Source organism: Tenericutes bacterium MZ-XQ (genome assembly GCA_002838205.1).
GTDB lineage: Bacteria > Bacillota_I > Bacilli_A > Acholeplasmatales > Acholeplasmataceae > Mariniplasma.
In genome coordinates, this window is sequence record CP017950.1 from 900,314 (window position 1) to 920,813 (window position 20,500).

At 31.5% G+C, this 20,500-nt stretch carries 20 protein-coding genes; 4 read left to right on the top strand and 16 right to left on the bottom strand.

Features of this window, described 5'->3' with window-relative positions:
- Positions 1–6 precede the first annotated feature (6 nt).
- The 9 genes from BK011_04470 to BK011_04510 form a co-directional block, all read right to left on the bottom strand.
- Entirely contained in the window at positions 7–2,109 is a 2,103-nt protein-coding gene (locus BK011_04470; protein ID AUD64966.1) for a hypothetical protein, read from the bottom strand.
- Positions 2,106–2,879, bottom strand: coding sequence for a hypothetical protein (locus BK011_04475; GenBank protein AUD64967.1), 774 nt, complete (start codon positions 2,877–2,879; stop codon positions 2,106–2,108). Before BK011_04475 ends, BK011_04470 begins: the two co-directional genes overlap by 4 nt.
- A gap of 85 nt (positions 2,880–2,964) precedes the next feature.
- Complete coding sequence (locus tag BK011_04480) at positions 2,965–3,528, bottom strand: hypothetical protein (GenBank protein AUD64968.1); 564 nt, start codon at positions 3,526–3,528, stop codon at positions 2,965–2,967.
- The gene (locus BK011_04485) at positions 3,521–4,972 is read right to left on the bottom strand and encodes a hypothetical protein (GenBank protein ID AUD64969.1); all 1,452 of its coding nucleotides are present in this window, start codon (positions 4,970–4,972) and stop codon (positions 3,521–3,523) included. The genes BK011_04480 and BK011_04485 overlap by 8 nt, the downstream gene beginning before the upstream one ends.
- A 6-nt stretch (positions 4,973–4,978) precedes the next feature.
- A complete protein-coding gene (locus BK011_04490) occupies positions 4,979–5,731 on the bottom strand; it encodes a hypothetical protein (GenBank protein AUD64970.1) in 753 nt (250 codons plus the stop codon).
- 86 nt (positions 5,732–5,817) lie between these two features.
- Complete coding sequence (locus BK011_04495; protein AUD64971.1) at positions 5,818–6,225, bottom strand: hypothetical protein; 408 nt, start codon at positions 6,223–6,225, stop codon at positions 5,818–5,820.
- 102 nt (positions 6,226–6,327) lie between these two features.
- Positions 6,328–7,548, bottom strand: a complete 1,221-nt coding sequence (locus BK011_04500; GenBank protein AUD64972.1) for a hypothetical protein — start codon at positions 7,546–7,548, stop codon at positions 6,328–6,330.
- Between the two features lie 10 nt (positions 7,549–7,558).
- On the bottom strand, positions 7,559–9,214 hold the full coding sequence (locus BK011_04505) for a type II secretion system protein GspE (GenBank protein AUD64973.1): 1,656 nt from the start codon (positions 9,212–9,214) through the stop codon (positions 7,559–7,561).
- 1 nt (position 9,215) lies between these two features.
- On the bottom strand, positions 9,216–10,412 hold the full coding sequence (locus BK011_04510) for a hypothetical protein (protein ID AUD64974.1): 1,197 nt from the start codon (positions 10,410–10,412) through the stop codon (positions 9,216–9,218).
- Positions 10,413–10,550: 138 nt separating this feature from the next.
- Between BK011_04510 and BK011_04515 the strand changes: the two genes are divergently transcribed.
- The 4 genes from BK011_04515 to BK011_04530 all read left to right on the top strand — a co-directional run bounded on the left by BK011_04515 (position 10,551) and on the right by BK011_04530 (position 13,554).
- Complete coding sequence (locus BK011_04515; GenBank protein AUD64975.1) at positions 10,551–10,994, top strand: hypothetical protein; 444 nt, start codon at positions 10,551–10,553, stop codon at positions 10,992–10,994.
- On the top strand, positions 10,981–11,487 hold the full coding sequence (locus BK011_04520) for a hypothetical protein (GenBank protein AUD64976.1): 507 nt from the start codon (positions 10,981–10,983) through the stop codon (positions 11,485–11,487). Before BK011_04515 ends, BK011_04520 begins: the two co-directional genes overlap by 14 nt.
- Positions 11,488–11,501: 14 nt before the next feature.
- Positions 11,502–12,641, top strand: a complete 1,140-nt coding sequence (locus tag BK011_04525; protein AUD64977.1) for a hypothetical protein — start codon at positions 11,502–11,504, stop codon at positions 12,639–12,641.
- A gap of 82 nt (positions 12,642–12,723) precedes the next feature.
- A complete protein-coding gene (locus BK011_04530; GenBank protein AUD64978.1) occupies positions 12,724–13,554 on the top strand; it encodes a hypothetical protein in 831 nt (276 codons plus the stop codon).
- A 99-nt stretch (positions 13,555–13,653) separates the two neighbouring features.
- Here the strand turns inward: BK011_04530 and BK011_04535 are convergent, their stop codons facing one another.
- The 7 genes from BK011_04535 to BK011_04565 form a co-directional block, all read right to left on the bottom strand.
- The gene (locus tag BK011_04535; GenBank protein AUD64979.1) at positions 13,654–13,974 is read right to left on the bottom strand and encodes a hypothetical protein; all 321 of its coding nucleotides are present in this window, start codon (positions 13,972–13,974) and stop codon (positions 13,654–13,656) included.
- Positions 13,967–15,307, bottom strand: a complete 1,341-nt coding sequence (locus tag BK011_04540) for a hypothetical protein (protein AUD64980.1) — start codon at positions 15,305–15,307, stop codon at positions 13,967–13,969. Before BK011_04540 ends, BK011_04535 begins: the two co-directional genes overlap by 8 nt.
- Before the next feature lie 294 nt (positions 15,308–15,601).
- Positions 15,602–16,339 (bottom strand): hypothetical protein, encoded by a 738-nt coding sequence (locus BK011_04545; protein ID AUD64981.1) that lies wholly within the window; start codon positions 16,337–16,339, stop codon positions 15,602–15,604.
- 14 nt (positions 16,340–16,353) lie between these two features.
- Positions 16,354–17,025, bottom strand: a complete 672-nt coding sequence (locus BK011_04550; protein ID AUD64982.1) for a hypothetical protein — start codon at positions 17,023–17,025, stop codon at positions 16,354–16,356.
- 316 nt (positions 17,026–17,341) lie between these two features.
- Positions 17,342–18,157 (bottom strand): hypothetical protein, encoded by an 816-nt coding sequence (locus tag BK011_04555; GenBank protein AUD64983.1) that lies wholly within the window; start codon positions 18,155–18,157, stop codon positions 17,342–17,344.
- A gap of 11 nt (positions 18,158–18,168) precedes the next feature.
- A complete protein-coding gene (locus BK011_04560) occupies positions 18,169–18,939 on the bottom strand; it encodes a hypothetical protein (protein ID AUD64984.1) in 771 nt (256 codons plus the stop codon).
- A gap of 14 nt (positions 18,940–18,953) precedes the next feature.
- Complete coding sequence (locus tag BK011_04565; GenBank protein AUD64985.1) at positions 18,954–20,294, bottom strand: hypothetical protein; 1,341 nt, start codon at positions 20,292–20,294, stop codon at positions 18,954–18,956.
- Positions 20,295–20,500 lie beyond the last annotated feature (206 nt).

Below are 20,500 nucleotides of genomic sequence, written 5' to 3' on the forward strand. Positions count from 1 at the left end.
CCTTTTCTAATTTTCTTCTTTACCTAAAATCGTATTTAGTTCTCTCATATTAACTAATACTTCTCTTGCCTTAGTGCCTTGAGATGGAGATACAATATGATAATACTCAAGCATTTCTACAAGTTTTTGAGCACGATTAAAGCCGATTTCAAATTGCTTTTGAATACTATTAATTGATGCATTATCGGTTTCAACGACAAAGTATGCAACATCTTCAAATAACTCATCAGATGCAATTTCTTTTAACTCTGCTTGTTGTTTTAAAGCTTCATGTTCAAAGATATAGTTTTGATCATAACGTTCTCTAATAAAGTCAGTTACTGCATATATTTCATCATCTGGAATATAGGCGCCTTGTAAACGGTGTGGACGATCTGATTTCTTAAATAGCATATCGCCTTTACCGAGTAGAGTTTCGGCTCCTGCTCCATCTAAAATCGTTGTTGAATCAACAAATGATGCAACTTTAAATGCAATTCTAACTGGAATATTTGATTTAATGGTACCTTTAACAACATCAGTCGTTGGTCTTTGTGTCGCAACTAATAAATGAATACCAGCAGCTCTAGCTTTTTGTGTAATTCTTTGGATGGCGTCTTCAACCTCATGCGCTGCAACCATCATTAAATCAGCCAACTCATCAATGACGATAACGATGTAAGGCATTTTTGGATCATCAATAAGTCCACGTTTCACATTATCGTTAAATGATCTGATATCTCTTGCTCTACTTTGTGAGAACTTTTGATATCTTCTTTCCATTTCATCAACAGCCCAGTTTAATGCTTGTGCTGCCATTTTAGCATCTGTAATTACTGGTGTTACTAAATGAGGAAGATCATTGTATGGTGTTAATTCAACCATTTTAGGGTCAATTAAAATAAGTTTTAAATCTTCTGGCGAGTTTTTAATGAGCAAACTTACTAATATTGTATTTACACAAACACTTTTACCACTATTCGTTGCTCCTGCAATTAGACCATGAGGCATTGCTTGAATATCTGCATAGATATTTTCACCATCAATATCAACACCTAGAGCAACTTTAAGCGGGTGTTCTTTATCATTATAAAACCTTGGATCATCAACAACATTACCAAACGCAACGATTTCCGTTTTTTTATTAGGCACTTCTAAACCTACAAATGGTTTTCCTGGAATAGGAGCTTCAATACGAATGGATTTAGATGCTAAACTCATCATTAAGTTATCGCTAATGGATAAAATACGTTTAACGTTAACTCCAGGCTCTAACGCGATTTCATAACGCGTAACCGTAGGACCTTTTTTACTTGACTTCACTTCTCCTTCAATACCAAATTGTTGGAGCGTTGCGTTAATCACATCAATTTGATCAAGCAACCATTGAGGTTGCTCGTTTGTATCTCTATCCTTTTTAGAAAATAAAGATATACTTGGATGTTGATAAGTCTCTTTTTTATCAAGAGAAGGAGTTTTGATGGTTTCAGAAACTTTTGGACTATTTTTATCGTCTAAAAATCCAAAATCAGAAGCAACCACTGGTTTTGCTGGTTCTGGTTTTTCTCTTTGATAGGTTTCAACCTTTGGTTCATGTGAACGGAAATTATCTTCTTCTGGTTTTGCATGAAAAACTTGTCTTTGCGGTTCTGGTTTAACCTCTGGTTTTGTTCTAAATGGAAAATCATCAACTTTTGATTTTTGTTTTTCAGGTTTTTGGTATTTATGTCCTGCACCAATTGGAGAAATAATCTTTGGTTTTTCCTCTTGTTTTTCTTCAGGAATATTCATGTCATCATAATTTGTTGGTCCAAAAATTTCATCTCTTGTTTTGTGAGAAACAATATTCGTGAACTCATAATATTTAGTACCATACTTTTCAATAGCTTCATCATCAGACATTTTATGCTTTGTTCTAAATGCATCAAAACGTCTTGTCGTATCACCAGTATTTTTAACTGTAAAAGGTACCGTCACAACATCTTTAACTCTTCTTCCAAATATAGGTGATACAAAACGATCAGATTTGTAAACTTGTTTACCTCTAATCCCTTCAATTTTCGCGAACTGAAAAATAACAAAAGGTTCTTTTGTAATGACTTGTTCTAAAACTTCTTTTTGTTTTTTCATGCTTCTTCACCTGCTTTTTCTAGATCTTCAGTTAATTCGTTATAGATATCTTCAACACCTGTATCGATAGTTTTTTCTATGTTGAAAACTTTTTTACTGTAAATCTTATAAGTCTCTTCACCAGTAATTGCGATAATTGCTAACCCAATACGCACCATGATAATGTTCATCGCGGTTTCTTTGGTTAGTTTTCGAACCCAATAGACTGGATTGACTGCATTAATCACTGCAACAGCAGTTTTTGTTACTTTAGAATACTTTTTAGCAGCTTTTACAAATTTATTTTGATCGATTTTCGTCTTTGTCTCGTTGAGTTCATAGATTCTTGCTAATGTCCATCCTCTTGTTAATCTTAAAATCTTGCCTTGAAGCAGTGCTTCTATGCGATCTGTGATGTAGTGTGCTAAGTTTAAGCTTTCATCAACAGTAAGTTCTAAATAAGGATATTTAGATTTGGGATAAAATTTCTTTGCAATATCAACAGTAAGCTCAGCAGCAATGTTTTGAAGATGTCTTGAATAACCGACTTCATTTCTTATATCTTTATCCTTGAATTGCGATTGAGCATCTTCGATTAACCACTTAATTTCTTCTTCATCAATATCGGTTTCATCAGCATGTCTTAATTTTAGACCTTTATTCAAACTTTTTAAGACTGCATATAGATAAATGAGGAGTAATAGGAAAAATCCAAAACTCACTCCAATTAAAAAACTGATTAACATTGAAAAATCTATGGTTATAGGACCAATTTCAAGAAATATGAGCACATCATCAACTCCTATTACGTATTATATCATTAAAATGATATATCATAAAGATGATAGAAAAGAAAAAGTTGAACCGAAGTCCAACTCATTCATTCATATCATAATAAAATGTATAAATCACCATATCCACTTGAACATTTCCGTTGGTCAAAAAGGAAAGATCCATGAAATCAATATGATAGATTGTTGTCATATCGATGATAGAATCCATAAATGATAATGCTTTGATATGATCATCAACGTTAAAGCTTACGTTAATTCGTGTAAACTTAATTTGCTGATCTAAAGCTTCATCAAATGGAGAGTTCACATCATTTGTGATGGTATGACTAAATGTATCTGTTAACTCAAACAATGCTAGATTTTTCGCTATAAGTATTTCATTATCAATAGATTGTTTATCATAACTAGAGGGTAAAAACGGCATAAGTTCGCCAATTTCCAAATAAGTGACATCCTCTTGATTATTGATGAGTTGACTGATTTCTAAATTAAGTTCAACTTCTCTTTGTTCTAGCTCTTCTAGTTTTTGATTTTGATAAACACTCATCAAATAATATCCTGCAATCACAGCAACAAATATTAAAATCATCAAAGGAAGTGCTTTAGTCTTAGAAAGTTTTTTTCCAAAAACATTATATCTACGCATAAGTTATAGTCACCTCCATCAATAGTTCTGATAAAAATGAGGTTTCAGGTTCTGATGTTATCCACCTATTAGGACCATCATCAAAAGTTGATATACCATAAGCTTCATATATTCTAATCACATACTCATTCAAATCTAAAACAGTATTTCCAGAAACAAGAAGAGTGATGGTTTTGCTTTTAGCATCCACTTCAACATGATCTAAGGATACATTCACATCAAGTTCGGCAATTAAATCAATCAAATGTGCACGAAAGCTCATTTCTTTTTCTAATAGTGACTCATATGCTTCGTTATATTGAACTTGTTCATCAGTGTAGGTTGTTTGATTGGTTTGATCTCTTTTTAATATGTCTAATTGATTTTCTAAACTCTGAATTGTATTTTCTTGTTCTTGTGCTTCTTCATTAAATAAATAAAAAGGGATGTATAATAAAGCGATACTTGAAAAAATTAAAAATGCTAATACCATGAGATAATTACCATATAAATTGACTGGTTTAATGCGCTCTAACTCAAAATCAAATGGAATTTGAACTTTGAGTCTACTTGATTTAATTGCTAAAAATGGCAAATAACATCCTGTCGGCAATTGATCTTGATAACCTTCAATTTTTGTGAAATCGAAATGATCGACTTTAAAATCTTTTAAGTTAGGAATAAGTTCACTTTCGATTGCTCGTTTTGATAAATGTTCCGATAAATTATAGATGATAATTTCGTCTATATTTGCATTACCTTTATTTAGGTTGTACTTATAGTAGTTTGCAATTCTTTCGATATAGTTTTCTAAAACTGAAACTGTATTTGCTTTAGATTCATCACATTCTTCAATCATTTGAAAGATTGGAATACTATTTTCGTATATCTGAATGGCTAATAAACTTTTGTAAATCGTTACAATCATCACTTGATTTGATTTTGATTTATAGTTATCTTTATAGATTTCAAATAGTGATAAAGATGGTAAATCAAAGTTAACTTCTTTAGCACCAAGTTTTTCAAATATATCATAATAGTCGTGGAGTAAATCTTCATCGGTGATCATCGCTAAAGCTTTGACATGTTTTTCATCTTCTTCTTGTAAAAAATGAGAAATTGCAGCTTTTTCAAACGGAAAATACACTTTCTTGTCTGTTTGTTCGTGCAAGTAATTTTCTATGGATTTTTTTTGCAACTCATCTTTTGAGATATTAAGATTCCTAATCAGTAAGTTTTGATCATGGATTAAGATAAATACATTACGTAACTTAATCGCTTGCTTTTTTATACTTTCTAACAAGAGATGATAAAATATATCAGGTTCCTTAATATATCCATTGATGACAACACCTTCAGGCAGTATAATCTCTTCACTAAGAGATTTACTCAGTTGACTTTGATGTGTCATATATGCGCATTTATAGTCTGATATAAAAACTGTAATATCTTCTTTTTTTCTCATGAAAACTCACATCCCTAATAAATTTAAATACCACGTAATAACTGATTCACCAACTAAATAACTGATATAAACAGCAATCGATATAAAAGGTATAAGTGGCAAATATTTATTTCTATCTTTTATAGAAATTATACCATATATTAAGCCGAATAGTGACGCCATAAAGATAGATAATATCCCTTGTGGGAAGGTTAATGCCAATCCTATAAACAAGTAAATTTTAATATCTCCACCGCCAAGAGCATCCTTTTTAGCAATAGATTTACCTATGATTGCGATAAAAAACATGATAGAAAACAAAATCACACTTGATAGAAGATACTCAAGGATATTATTTTGGATAACTCTAATGATGAGTAATGGAACAAATCCAATCATCCAGACTTTATCAATAACAATCATATCATCAATATCTGAAAAGGATTCGATAAGGAGTACTGATATAAGGATTACAGCAATTAAATAATCTAGTGTAAATCCAAAAATAAGGTATGGAATGACGAAAAGAAAACCACCAATCATTTCATAGATGATATACTTGACATTTATTTTTTCACTGCAATATCTGCATCTACCCTTATTGATTAAATAGCCAATAACAGGTAATACATCTATCAGTTTAAGGGTGTGATTGCATTGATCACAATGTGATCTTCCTTTTAAGGATTCTTTTTTATTATGCCTTGTAGCAAGCACTTGAAAAAAAGATGTAAATAGAGTTCCAAAAAGGAATATAAAGATGGCATATAGTATTGTCATAATCATGTTCTCCTATATTCTTATTATACTATATAAAGAAAAAGGAGGCATCTTGAAAAGAGACCTCCTAGTTATCAAAGAATGGTTTATTCAGCAGGATTTCCTTCGTGGCCATTAATGTATAAATCAATTGCATTTGTAGCTCCTGCATCACTATAAAATGTCACCGTTGAACCATTAACTACAATCCAAATCGCATCTTTAGTTAAAACAGTAAGTGTTTCACCATCCATGTATCCAAACTCATTTGATTTTAAGTCAACAAAATCTTCTGATTCTAAAGCAGCTAGTGTGAATGCTGTCGTATCTTCTGCATATAGTTCAGCAGCTGTAACAATTGTATCATAAGTTGCTTCAGCAGCATTTGCTTCTTGTCTTTCAATTAATCCACCAATAGTTGGAACAGCAATAGCAGCTATAATCCCTAATATCACAACAACCGCTAACAATTCAACTAACGTAACCCCTTTTTTATTTCTTAATGCTTTATTCATACTTTCTCCTCCGTATTTTATTCTATAAAATTATACTATAATGTTATGCTTTTTCATTTCATTTGTCAATCAATTTTGAAAGATTTAAGAAAAATGTAATAACTAAATTTGGGTTCCTAAAGACAACATCGGCAACATGATTGCTAAAATCATGACTCCAACAATGGCATAAACAATGATTAACAAAATCGGTTGAATACTGTTTTTTAACTGTTGAACTCTAAGCTCACTAATCCCATTATAATACTCACTTAAGTTTTCCATAAGTCTTGGGATATCACCAGTCTTCTCACCAGTCGCTATCATTTTTGCCATAATTGGATCGATGTGTCTACTTTCTTCAAAAGATTTACTAAAGGGCTTCCCATCTTGTAAATACAATATGGTCTTATCAATTAAAGCTTTATACACATCATGATTTAAAATATCTTTCGTTGTTTTTAACGCTTCTAAAGAGTTAATCCCATTGGACAACATTTGTGATAATGAGTTAGCAATCAAAATTTGATTACTCATTTGAATCAATCTTCCAAAAATCGGCATTTTTAACAAAGTTAGTTTCACATAATAATGAAAGTTCGTGTTATACCGATAAAAACCTGTAAATACTAAGCCAATAAGCAATATACTTCCAAAAATGATTAGTGAATAATTTTGGAAAAAATCTCCTGTATTAAGAAAAAACTGAGTAATAGGTGGAAGTTCAACATCCCCGAAAGATTCAAATAGTCCTGTGATGTTTGGGAAAACAAATAATAACATCCCTATGGATATAGCAATGGCTGCCCCTAAATAGATCAAAGGCATTCTAACAGCTGATTTGATCTCTGTTGTTAGTTTAATTTGCGACTCATAATAATCAGCCATTTTTAAAATGGTTTGTCCTAACTCACCAGATAACTCACCAACTTTAATCATTTGGACAAGCAAATTCGGAAACTCCTGATTTCTCTTGCTCATAGCTTTAGAAAGTAAATTTCCATTATAAACTTGTTGATAAAGTTCAAAATATAATCTTCTAATATTTCTGTTTTCTTGCTGCAAGCTTAAGAGTTCTAGTGCGGGTAATAACTTTACACCTGAATTAATGAGTGAACCCAATTGCTTTAGGAAAAAGACTAATTGCTTTTGGTTAATTAACTTACCAATCGTAAATTGTTCTAGTCTAGTGATGATATTTTTATATTCAATAACACTCTTTACTTTGTAATTTTTTGTTTGTAAATACTTAATACAAACACTCTTATTAACGGCTTCCATGCGCCCTTTAACAGTCTTTCCTTCAGTGTTTATACAAACATATTTAAAGTTTTTTAAATGCAAAATATCCCTCCTATTCCTCCGCAACTTTCATAACTTCTTCTAGTGTTGTGACACCTTCTTGAATCTTTTTCAAGCCTGAAGACAATATACTTTGCATTCCAGAATATTTAGCTTCTTTTTCTAACTCATCAAACGTTGCATTTTCAGCAATCAGTTTTCTCATTTGGTCAGATATAGGTAAAACTTCAAAAATTCCAACACGACCAGCATAACCTTTATAATTACATGAAGGACATCCTTTAGCACGTTTCACATGATCTAAATCAATACCTTGCTTTTTAAACATAACAACTTCTGTTGGTGTTGGTTCATCATCATAACTACATTCTGTACACAGTTTTCTTACAAGACGTTGTGAAATTACACCAGTCAATGACGATGCGATTAAAAATAGTTCGATTTCCATATCTAATAATCTAGTCACTGTTTTTACTGCATCATTTGTATGTATGGTTGATAAAACTAAGTGACCTGTTAAAGATGCTCTAATTGCAATTTCTGCAGTTTCTACGTCTCTAATCTCACCGACCATAATGATATTTGGATCTTGTCTTAAAATAGATCTTAAAGCACTTGCGAATGTTAAGTTCACATCTGGTTCAACTTGTACTTGATTAACGCCTTCCATTTTAAGTTCAACAGGATTTTCAACTGTAACAATATTTACATTAGGTTTATTCAACTCTTCTAGACATGCGTATAAAGTCGTTGTTTTACCAGATCCTGTGGGTCCACTCACTAGTACAATACCATTAGGTTTGGCAATCATATCTCTTACGAGTTTTTCTTCTTTTTTCGATAAACCGATACTATCTAATCGATTAGCTCCACCACTGATATCTAAAATACGCATCACAACTTTTTCTCCTCTTACTGTTGGTAAAGTTGAAATACGCAAATCGATATTTTTTTGTTGAATCGCAGTTTGAATACGTCCATCTTGAGGTATTCTTGTTTCAGTAATATCCATGCCCGACATGACTTTTATACGACTCACCATTTGATTCAGAATCTTAATCGGAAATTCTTTAACTATATCTAAAACACCATCTACACGATATCTAACAACAACTTTATCATCTAGTGGATCAATATGGATATCGCTTGCTCTTTGAAAAACAGCTGATGTCAATATTTGATTGACTAGATTAACCATTGGTGTATCACTATAATCATCTTCTTCTTCAGTGACTTCATCCATGGATACATTTTGTTTGACACCAAGTGCTTCAAGCGTTCTCGTAAACCCATAATATTTTTCAATTTGAGTATTAATCTCATTTTTAGGTGCAGAATACATTTTTGGTCGATACCCGGTCATAAGTCTTAATTCTTCTGTCACTGAAAAATCAAGAGGATCAGATGTCGCAAACATCAATTTATTACCTTCTATTCTTAAAGGAATCATTGTATTTCTGCGACAAAAAGACTCATCAACCAACTTTAATACATTTTCATCAATCGTGAAATGCATGAGCGATACTCTTTGAACGCCAGTTGAATCTTCTAATGCTTTTAAGATTTGCATCTCTGATGCATATTGTAAACGCACGATAGTTTCACCAAGGCGTTCATTTTTTTCTTGTTTTTTTAGCGCATCTTCAAGCTGTTTTTTTGTAATAATCTTAGCATCTAGTAAAACATCACCGATTCTTTTTAATGCCATATCATGCGCCTCCTATTTCAACAATGTTTAGTTCATAGATATTAGGTAATGAAGGTAAATATATATCATATAGTTTTTGAATAATGCTATGACCTTGTGCATCTGTCACAGTTCGATAAACTGTATAAACACCACCCTCAACACCAGTTTCAATCAGTAGTTCATATCTTGTTTCAGTGTCAGTTGTAATTTCTACTACATCTGGAGTTGAAGCATTTAGTGTATCATTATCAATATATATGTTTTCAATAGGCACTGTTGCTTGTTTAGTTATATTTACTTCATAATCATATACTTGTGGAACACCTTTTAAGCTAAAACCAATGGCGTTAGCTGATGATTGGCCTAACTCAATACGGTACTCGAAATGATTTGAGTTATAAAATGTAAAATCATACGCATTCACTTTTAAAACACGAACATTATAACCTGTAGTCGCCCAAGCAGGCATTTCTGGATATGTGTGAAATACGAACCCATTCATATGTGTGTTTGTTAACACTTTTAACATACCTGACGCAATAATACTTAGTTCTTCATTTGTTAAATCGTAATCTTTAAGCTCTTCTAACAATGAAAATCTAGATTGGGGTTTAATGATGATGGCATTTAATTGGTTTAATATTTTCGTTACAGCATCAACATCAACTCCACTTATGGTGTCGAAGTATAACGATTGATCAAATGCTGATTCAACAAAATAATCTTCTAAAGGATAGTCTTTAATTAAAACCATATCTCCTAAATCAGCAATCAAATCATTGAACAGTTTTTCCGAATCTATCAAGCTTAAGATATTTTGAGTAAACATAGAATCGATGAGATTCAATATTTCTCCCTGGTGGCTTGTTTCTATAATAAAAACAACTTTATTTTGTGAGTCTTGTATAATTCCATTTACTGTTTCATCAATATTTGGTGAAAATAAAGATGATTCTAAATTCACATGAACGCCTTGATACTCGATATCAAAGTTCAAATCATCTAGATAATCGTTAATTTCACTATTCAATACTTGTTTATACTGGGATTCATCAATACCACCTAAAAAAACAGACCCAACGGTAGTCTCATTTTCTTGATTTGATAAATCATATACTAAGAAAATAGTGATCGCAAATACAATTGATAAAAATACAGTAATGATTGAAATCATGAAATAGATGTTTCTCTTAAAATAGTTTACAAAATTTTTCAATAGTACCACCTCTACTTGCTATTATTATACCAAACAATGAAGTCAAATAGACGTAAATCTATGAAAAACAAGTACTTCTTAATATATTTACTGCGAAATATATTATATAATAAGTGTAAAGAAAGGTGGTGGTTTTTCATGATTGCTAATAAAAATGGTTTTACAGTATTAGAAGCTGTTGCTTCTGTGTTTATTGTGACCTTGGTTTTAATCACTTCATTAAGCATTATGTTGACCATGAGAAATCACGCCATAAGAACTGAAGAAAAGATAAAAGCTACAGATCTTGGAACTGTGATTAGATATGATCTTGAACATGATTATGCATATCAAACTATTCTCAATTGGATGAATAACGACGAAAAAATCGTGTCCAACTTAAACTGTGATGTTTCTCCACTTGACTGTTCATTATTCAATCATATTATCGAAGAAAAGGATTATGCACCACTGATCACAATTCGATTTTTAGAGCCTACAGAAGACTCCATATATTTTCAGATGATTCATTTTGAAATAACAATTAACTATTACAAAGAACAAACTGTTACGATGATTGGAGTTATTTATGAGAAAGCATAGTGGTGTGACCCTAGTTGAGCTTTTAGGTGCTATCGTTATCTTCTCAATTGCTTCTTCTATCATTGCTTTAACGATTACATTTATCGTCAATGCTAACAAGGAAATTATAGAAAATGGTCAGGCAAATACAACTGGTACATTACTCATTAGACACATTGAGCAAGAAGTAAGTGAGTTATATATAACTGGTTATACTTATACTCCAGATCAAGAACTTGTTTTATATTCAAACTTTGAATATGTTTATAACGATTTAACTGCTGAAATAGAACTCATTAATCACGATCCTAGATTAGAACTGACTATTGTTATTGAAAATAATAATATCTCTATAAATAATCAGATTCAAGATCTGTCTGGATTTCTCATACATGAGACAAGTCGTATTGATATGATTGAAAAAGTATCCTCTACACAGTTCATCATCACAATTGTTTTAGCATCTGAAAAAAATCTTTACACATTTAAAACCACTTTAGAAGTGTTCATTTAAAGGAGCTGATGACCATGAATATCTTAAAAAATAAAAAAGGTATGGGATTACCTATGGTTTTAGGTATAACTGTTTTTGTCATTGGCTTATCAGCAACTCTCATGAGTTATATTGTTTTTCAATCTAGAATAGTTGAATATGATATCGAAGAATCAGAAACTTATCATAATGCTGTGTCAGATGTCAGTACTGCACTCAATTATTTATCTCAAAATCCTGAGATGACAGATGCAGAAATTCTGTCACTGTCAAACTATCTAAATGTAGTCATAGAGCAAAATGAAAATGGTTTATACATCATTACTTCACTGATCAACGAGACAAATGAAGTTGTAAGTTATATGACAGGCTCAACTCAGATAACCGATATTGATGATATTATCTTTGATTTTGATGGAACAGAAGAAACATTTGAACTATCACCAGTTATTACTTCTGAAACTCTACTATCTGATTATATGCCTGATTATGTCATTGATTCATTAAATATATCGAATGCTCCTGAAGATTTAAACACTTATGATGACGTCATGAATTATATGGAAGATCTTGCAAATGATGGCATCATTGATGAAATGTCGAGTTCGGAAATTGAAAAAATGAAAACCGCTGTTGTTACAGATAACACTTACATTGATGGCGACGTTGATCTAAAAAGAGATCGTGATTTGATTGTATCAGACGGAAGCATACTATTTATTGATGGAGACTTAAATTTACAACGAGACACTTTAGTTTATGGCAATATCATTGTCAATGGGGACGTTGAAATTGAACGAAACGATATTCAAATTGTAGCCACTCTCTACATACAAGGTGACTTAGTTATAAGTAATAATTTAGAACTTGGTACTATCGATCGACCTACATTTATTTTTGTCACTGGAAATGTTGAGATTAAAAACAATGTTTCTGGCTATGCTTATATTGTTGCGGAAAACATTGAGATGGGAAACAATATCAATATCATTGGTGGTATCTACACACATCAATCATTTGATTATGGAGAAAATGTCTATATCGAAGAGAATCTATCTTTAGATGTTTCCAAATTATATGATTATGCAGTACCTACTCAAATCACAACCGAAACAGACAATCCTGATGGAACAAGTGATTCCGAAATTGTCTTTACTTATCCAAAATTGAAATAAGGCGAAAGCCTTTTTCTTTATCTTTACATGATTATGCTTGTAAAAACTATAATATATGAGATAATAAAGTGAGGTGAAAATTATGCAGCCATATCTGATCGCATGTGACCTTGACGGATCACTATTAAACAGTCAAAGTAAGTTATCAGAAAAAACAATTAAAGTCTTAAATCACTTACATTTAATCGGACATAAAGTCGTTATTGCTACAGGACGTCCATATGGGGGTGCTATTGAAATCTACCATCAGTTAGGTATCCCTAACCCGATGATTAATGATAATGGTGCGACCATCGAAAACCCGCTTAATCATAAGTTTCCTAAACAAAGAACACTCATTCCTAATGATATCATGCATGATATTTTTAGACACGCAAAACCCATCTTAAAATCTGCGTTTTTCAGTATTGAAAAGACCGTTTATGCCTACAATTATGAACCAAAATTAGAAGAAATATTTGCTGGCTTAGCTTTTTCAAATGAAATTGTTGAGGGTGATTTTACAAACCTAGATGTTGAACCTTCTGGATTAATATTTTTAGTAGATTCCATGCAAAAAACAGTATTAGAAAATTATATTAAAGAAAACTATTCAGATACGATTTCCTTTAGATTATGGGGTGCTGGACATAGACATGCAATCTATGAAATTTATTTAAAGCACGTCTCTAAATCATCAGCACTAAATTATCTTTTAGACTATTACAATATAGAGCGTTCCCGTTTTATAGCATTTGGTGACGGCATTAATGATATAGAAATGATCAGGGATGCTGGCATAGGTGTCATGATGAAAAATGGCAACTGGGAACTTAAAGGTGTTTCAAAAGATCAAACAGAATACACCAATGATGAAGATGGCATCGCAAGATATTTAATTAAGTTCTTTGACTTGAAAGAGCAGTTATTCTAACTGCTTTTTTTAATTAACTAGGAAATTCTAATTGATAATTTAAATAAAAACAAACAGAAAAAACTCATCTAAAATGAGTCTGTAAAACGAGTCAACAAATTAATCAATAAGTTTATGATAAATATCTAAAGGCACAAACTGCAACTTACCACAATGACTACAAACATCAACGGGAAAAGCAGCACCTTCAGTCTCCATAAAGTGAGCATAACCAGAAAAATTGACAGTAAGTTCAAATCCACAGTGCAGACATTTCATATCAACCATGATATCAAAATTAGGCATCGATATAAATGCATTAAATGAAGCGGCAGGGCCAGCAATGAATCCCTGCTTAACAGCTGATTTATATTCAGCATACAAATTCTTTTTTTGAACAAAAGACATATGCACAGATTTAGTTTTAAATAGTTTAGGCATCGCTAAATAACCTCTCTTTTCGGTGATTTGGTAGATATGAAGCATCAAGATTTAAAACCATAGTAGAACCACACTGACATTTAAAGATGTCATAGTGATAAGTCTTAAGCAACAAAGTTCGAAAGTGAAGTTGATGTTTAAGATAAGTCAAAGATTTAGGGTTAACTAACTTTAACTCAGAGGCAATTTTTCGTTTTGTCCGATTTGAATAAAAACCGTAATAACGAATCAGATGAAATCCTTTATCAGGGATGTGTTTAATGAGACGTGCAATAAATTTAAAGACATGATCAGTGATGATTTGAGTACCTCGTTTATGATGTTTATCTGAAATTTGATCATCTTCATGAGGATCAAAATGCCAAGTGACTTGGTGATTGATATCATCGAAGTCATCAATTCTAGATTCAGAGATGGCTGGATGAGAAGCATATCTGGCGATGTATTTAGCAATCTTTTTGGCTGTAGACAAGCTAGATTTTCTCTTTAATTGAGGCCCGTAAGTGTAAAAGCCTTTTTTATACTTATGAATGAGATAACTTCTTAAGCGATTAAACTCATTATAGATAGAATTTGTCGCATGGGTTTTCAAATAGGCTGAGATGTTACTTAAGAGTCTATATTGCCAAAACATACGCAGTCTCTCAAAAGGAAAGAAAGACATGTTGGATAGATGACCATGAGCATCAATAAAGCGTTCAGCAACTAAAGCATGGATATGAGGATTGGTCTTCATATCTCTGCCATAGGTGTGAAGAAAACAAATGATGCCAAGTCTTCTATCTAATTGGTGGTCAGCCTTCGTTTTCTTAACAGCTTTATGAAGAACTTCATTTACAGTTTGAAATAAGATATCAAATAAGTCTCTATAAAGCCAAAAGAATTTACGCATCTCTTTAGCAACTGAAAAGACAAAATGTCTATGAGGGCACTTAAGTAATTTGGATTCAATCGCAAGTGTTCGAGCTTCTCGATATCTTTGATTACAAGAAGGACAAAACCTTGAATGACAAGAAAGACCTTGGATATGAAAGTTATCACAAGTTGGGCATTCATAGAAGAAGTAGCCATATTTGAAATCACGACAATGTATCATTTTTTCAACATTTTCGATAATTGAGGGACGTAGTTTATCTTCAAAATGAAGTTTAAATGAATCCCAATAGGTAGCAAATATAGATTGAATGGAAATGGAGTTATCTCTATATACTTTTAAATTAGATAGTTTAACAAGCTCATTGTTAAAGACATGTTCACCATGTTTAAGAGCAAGTTCTAATTGATCTTTAAATTTATACTTAATCACTATAGGTTCCATAAATCTATTATACAATGTGACTTTAAAAAGAAAAAGGCGATTTTTATCGCCCCTAGTGAATTTATTCACTTTTGTTCTGCAAAAAAAAGGAACAAAGTCCCAAGGGGGAGTCGAGACTTTGTTCAATCATTTGTGGTCAAAATGATAAAAAAAGTTTTAAAACCTGACCACATAGAAATTGTATCATAAATCAAAGCAATATGTGAAGCACTTTTGAAATATTTCATAAAAAAGTGTTTCGATATCTTTAAAAATGATAAAAGCTCATAGAATGAGCTTTAAATTTATAATTAATTATGGTTTTTTTATCTAGTCATTTGGTTTATCTAGCGTAGCTTCAAAAACAAGAAGTTGATCGAAATATTGATCATAATAATGATTGTCATTAATCTCAGCTGATAATAACCCTCCAACAAAAAATGTTGGAACCAAAAGTTTCATCTCATGGTTATTTATATTGATTTCAACAAATAAAACAGTCTGTAGAATGTAACACGGTATATTGTTATTGAACCCTTCTCGTAATCCAGCTTGACTGCTTTCCAAAAATTGAACATGCTCTACAATATCTCCTAAATCATTATATACTGGCACTGTATATATCCCGTCTCCATATTTCAATGGTTCTGTGACGTATCCAGGATAAACGTCAACAGCAACTTCTATTGCTATTTCTTCGCTAATATCGTATATTACAGCTTGATCATTCTCTTTATCTCTCCAAATGATTTCTTTATTTCTATCAAGGTTTGCTTGATAGAATATATCAAGCTCCTGATCAAATATGGGTTTTGTATATACATACGGAATAATCGCATATGTTTTCTGATCTTCAATTAAAGCAAACCCACTGATGACGTCATCATCAAAATTAGAAAACCATCGATCTCTCATCGTAATTTCATCTCGCTTAAACCAAAAAGAAGTTAGCTTTGTTTTTTCTTGTGTTCTTGCATCAAAAAAATAAACAGATCTAAGATTTATTAAAACATAACTTGCTAAAACTATAACGACAATCCCTAATGTTAAAAAAGCAACTTTTTTCATTTAATGACCTCGATTTATTTTTTTTGAAATAATATGATTCTGTCTTCTGGTAAATGCTCAGCTCTTTTGAAACCATCTATTTGAATCGCTTGTAAATGCTTAAAGCGTTTAATCCATTGTTCAGTTGTTAAATTGTAAGCTCGAACAACACCATTTAATTGATAAGTGTTTTCTTCGATTTCTTCCATGTTCATTTTTTTAATCAGATGTTCGTCTAGAGGAAAATTAATTTTAAGCAGAAACAATCCATCTTTTTTTAGAACTCTTTCGATGTCATCAATGATATCATCTGACATTTGTTTTGGAATCACATCTAAAAAATTAGAGCATATGATACCATCAAAACTTTCATCTGGCATTGTTTTTAAAAACGTTTCATCGGATACTTCAAAAGATAAATGTTCAATATTTGAAAGTCTGACCGTTTCATTAGCGATATGAATTGCATGATGAGATGAATCAAATCCAATACCTGATTTCATCTTTGTCCCTAAACACTTACTGCCTATTAAAGCATAACCTGTCCCACACCCAACATCTAAAATATGTTCAGCATAGTCGCCGATTTGTTTTAAATATTCATCTAACTTAGAAGATACAACTATGTCCTCTTTTTCTATCTTTACTGGTTTATAATCTTTAAAAAATTGATCCCAAAATGAGATTGAAGTTTGTTTATGATCCATAAGTAATCCTTTCTATGAAAACTATATAATTTATGATGCGTTAACTTTAATTAAAATTATACCTATCAAAACAACAATAGTCAATGATCAGAAGCAATTAACAACATATAGAGTAATAATTTTGCATAAAAAAATACTGTTTCATCAGAAACAGTATCATTCATTATACAAGTGTCTTGTCCGTACCGTGTTTATTTCAATTTTCACCCTTTTTGAACGGTGTTGCGTTCAAAATCAAGGGTTGTCTGTTATGTGTTGCATTCTCTGTACCCTGAATAAACGCTTCCTACATAGAAAATAGGTCGAATAGTGTCTATCACTTAAGCATCTGCTTGAAAAAATAAAAATTATCCAAGTTCAAAATATAATCCTTTGCGGATTCTCCCCAAGCGGGAAACTTTTCAGCACTAAAAGCATGATATAGACAATCCAAATGATTTACAAGTTCCCAAATTAAATACTCATTCAAATCATATTCACCATAATACTCCAAGAATAATCTCTCAGCCTCTTCACTTCTAGATTTCAATACTCTTCTTATAAACTCAATTTCAACGCTTTTATATGATATACACATTTGACTAAAATCAAACATTACAATTGTGTTTGTTGTCTCTTTCACAGCAAAATTTTTATAGTAAAAATCTCTGTGGATGATTACTAATTTGAAATCATTAATGATCCTGTTTAATTTGTGAACTTTCCTTTTCACTAAATTTAGTAACTTATTATCTTTTAATTTGCTAACCAAAAAATCAATATGATCTATGTTCAACATTGGTGAATACAAAGGTAAATCATTATATTTCTTATCAATCTCAGATGAAAAGGTGTGTAACTTCTTGAAATAACCTGCAATGGAAACGACCGAGTTTTCAAGCGATAAATCTTCCTCACGTCCAAGCCTATATTTTTTACCATCAATTTTTTCCATAATCAAATAATCTTCACCTAGTTCATAAGTCTCAAGAATAGGTATGTTTAGTTCTTTTAAAATTTTATACCAATTTATCTCAAAACTTGAAACACCCTTTGAGAAAGTCTTAATTACACGATTTTCATTATTGTATAAGACCTCAGCAACTTTTATGCCGTCTTTATTTTGAATTATGTTTAATATTTTGTGTTTCATTTTAACTCCCCCTATTCCTCTAAACTAATAATGTTATTCTCATTATATTTCTTTGTGTCAATCATCAGATTATTTAAATCATACATTATTACAGTGGGTAAAGGTTGTTCTAACCCAAGTAGCACACTGGGATCATAATAAGGTTTAAACCATACCAAGAAATCAGCTCCACACTTTTTAATTATATCAACCATATACTCATCAATAAAAAACCAATATGGCATACCTTGTATCAATGGTGAGTTCACTGGATAGTTAACCTTTTCAGCATACATTGATCTAGATTCATCGAAAACAAAGAATATCAATTTAAATCTTGGATGATTCTCTCTATATGCTTGTACCCTCTTAGCGTGTTTCTCTATTACTCTCTTAAAGTTACCTCTATACCTCTTAAAATTATGATCCTCATTTTGAGGTAAATCAGTCACTGCATTTATAAAAACATTTGTTGCGTTTGGTGCAATATCTAGTATACCTGATTCCTTTAACTCTTTTAATAGCTCAGTTTCCTTAGATTTTGTTGCATGTTTCTTTCCATCAACAGTCTGTTGATCATCAAATCTCATAACATCCATCATGAGTTTAAGTTCTTCATTATAAAAATCAGGAGGTGTATTTGTTTTAGAAGCATTAACCCAACTACTCCACTCGTCTTCATTATTGATTGAATTAAATGTTTTAAGTAGTTCATCGCCTTGTGGAAATGCCAACACTTTGTTGGTTGGATCTCTAAAAAACTCCATAATTACTTCTTCATTATCAAATGTTAAATGTCTCATAGCTATCACTTCCTCTAGTAAATTATATCAAAGTCTTCAAAACATTTTAATAGTTTTTTTCTTAGTCTTTCTGAATACCTAATATCCAAAGATGCAAATGTATCTTCTTCAAAATTAAATTCAACATTCATTATCTGTTTTGTTTCTTTATCAAAATTGATTTTTTTAACTAACACTCTTAGGAATCTCTTGATATTCATTCTATCTTCAGAGTTTAGTATTTCATTCATTTTACTGTTCCATGTATTAATTTCACCGTACGTTCCAAGTTCTTCAATGAATCTTTTCAAACTCCTGATAACAACTTCATCAGATCTCTTAACGTCGATGGAATTACTATTACAAACAACTCGCCCTTTATTGTGATAGGTGCTACAAACATAATAATAGTAAGTGTTCTTAATATAACCACTCTTATACGTACCTTTCACTCCAGCCATTAGTCCACCGCAATCAGGACAACGAATCAATCCTGATAAGAGATAATTAGAACTCCTTATTTTCCTCTGAGTTTTATTGGTTTTCATCTTCTTTTGAACTTTTGCCCATTTACTTTTAGATATTATGTTTTTATGTAGTCCCTCAACTAGAATCAAATCATCTTTAGATTGCATTCCTTTTCTACGTTTAGTACTCCAATCCTTGAACAAGTTGTATCTTATCATTCCAACATACAAAGGATTAGATAAGATGTTTTTAACTGTGTTTATAGAAAAGTATGTACCTTTTTTCGTCAATCTGCCTTTTGAGTTTAGTTCATTACATATTGCTTTGTAACCATTTCCTTTCAGGTACAAGTTGAATATTAACTTTATAATCTTAGCTTCCTTTTCATTTATCTCAAGATATGATGTTTTCCCACTACCAATACGATCGTATCCTAAAACTGGAGCACAGCCGTATATTTTTCCTAATGAAGCTCTATAATCTAATCCTGCCTTTGTTGTCTCTATTATTATATCCCTCTCCATCTCTGACACAATACTCATAAACTGAAGCATTATCTTTCCCATGGAGTTTGATGTATCTATACCATCTCGTAGTGATTTAAAGACTACGTTATGTTTCTCGAACTCGTATATAATATTAAGAACATCCCTAGTATTCCTACCTAGCCTTGAAAGTTTTGTAACCCAAACTTCTTTTATTTTTCCTTCTTCTATATCTTCTAATAACCTTTGAAGTTCCTTTCTCTTTTTCATGGATGTTCCAGTAATCCCCATATCAATATATTCTAAATACTCTAGACCTTTACTTTCAGCTTCAGTAATAAGTTCTTTTCTCTGTACATCTAATCCAAATCCATCAGCGATTTGCTTATCAGTTGATACCCTTCCATAAATTGCAATACTCATACTATCATTCCTTTCTGCAGTATGTATATTACAATTACTCATATAAAAAGAAAAGAGACAATTTTACTTGTCGTCTTTATCTTCACCCTTGTACTCTTCGTTGTTTTAATAAATCAATATTGTTCCTAAAAACTTTGTGATTTCTTAAGTGTGCATTTTTACATACTTTATCAATTACATCTATTATCTCTTTTCGCATAAACACC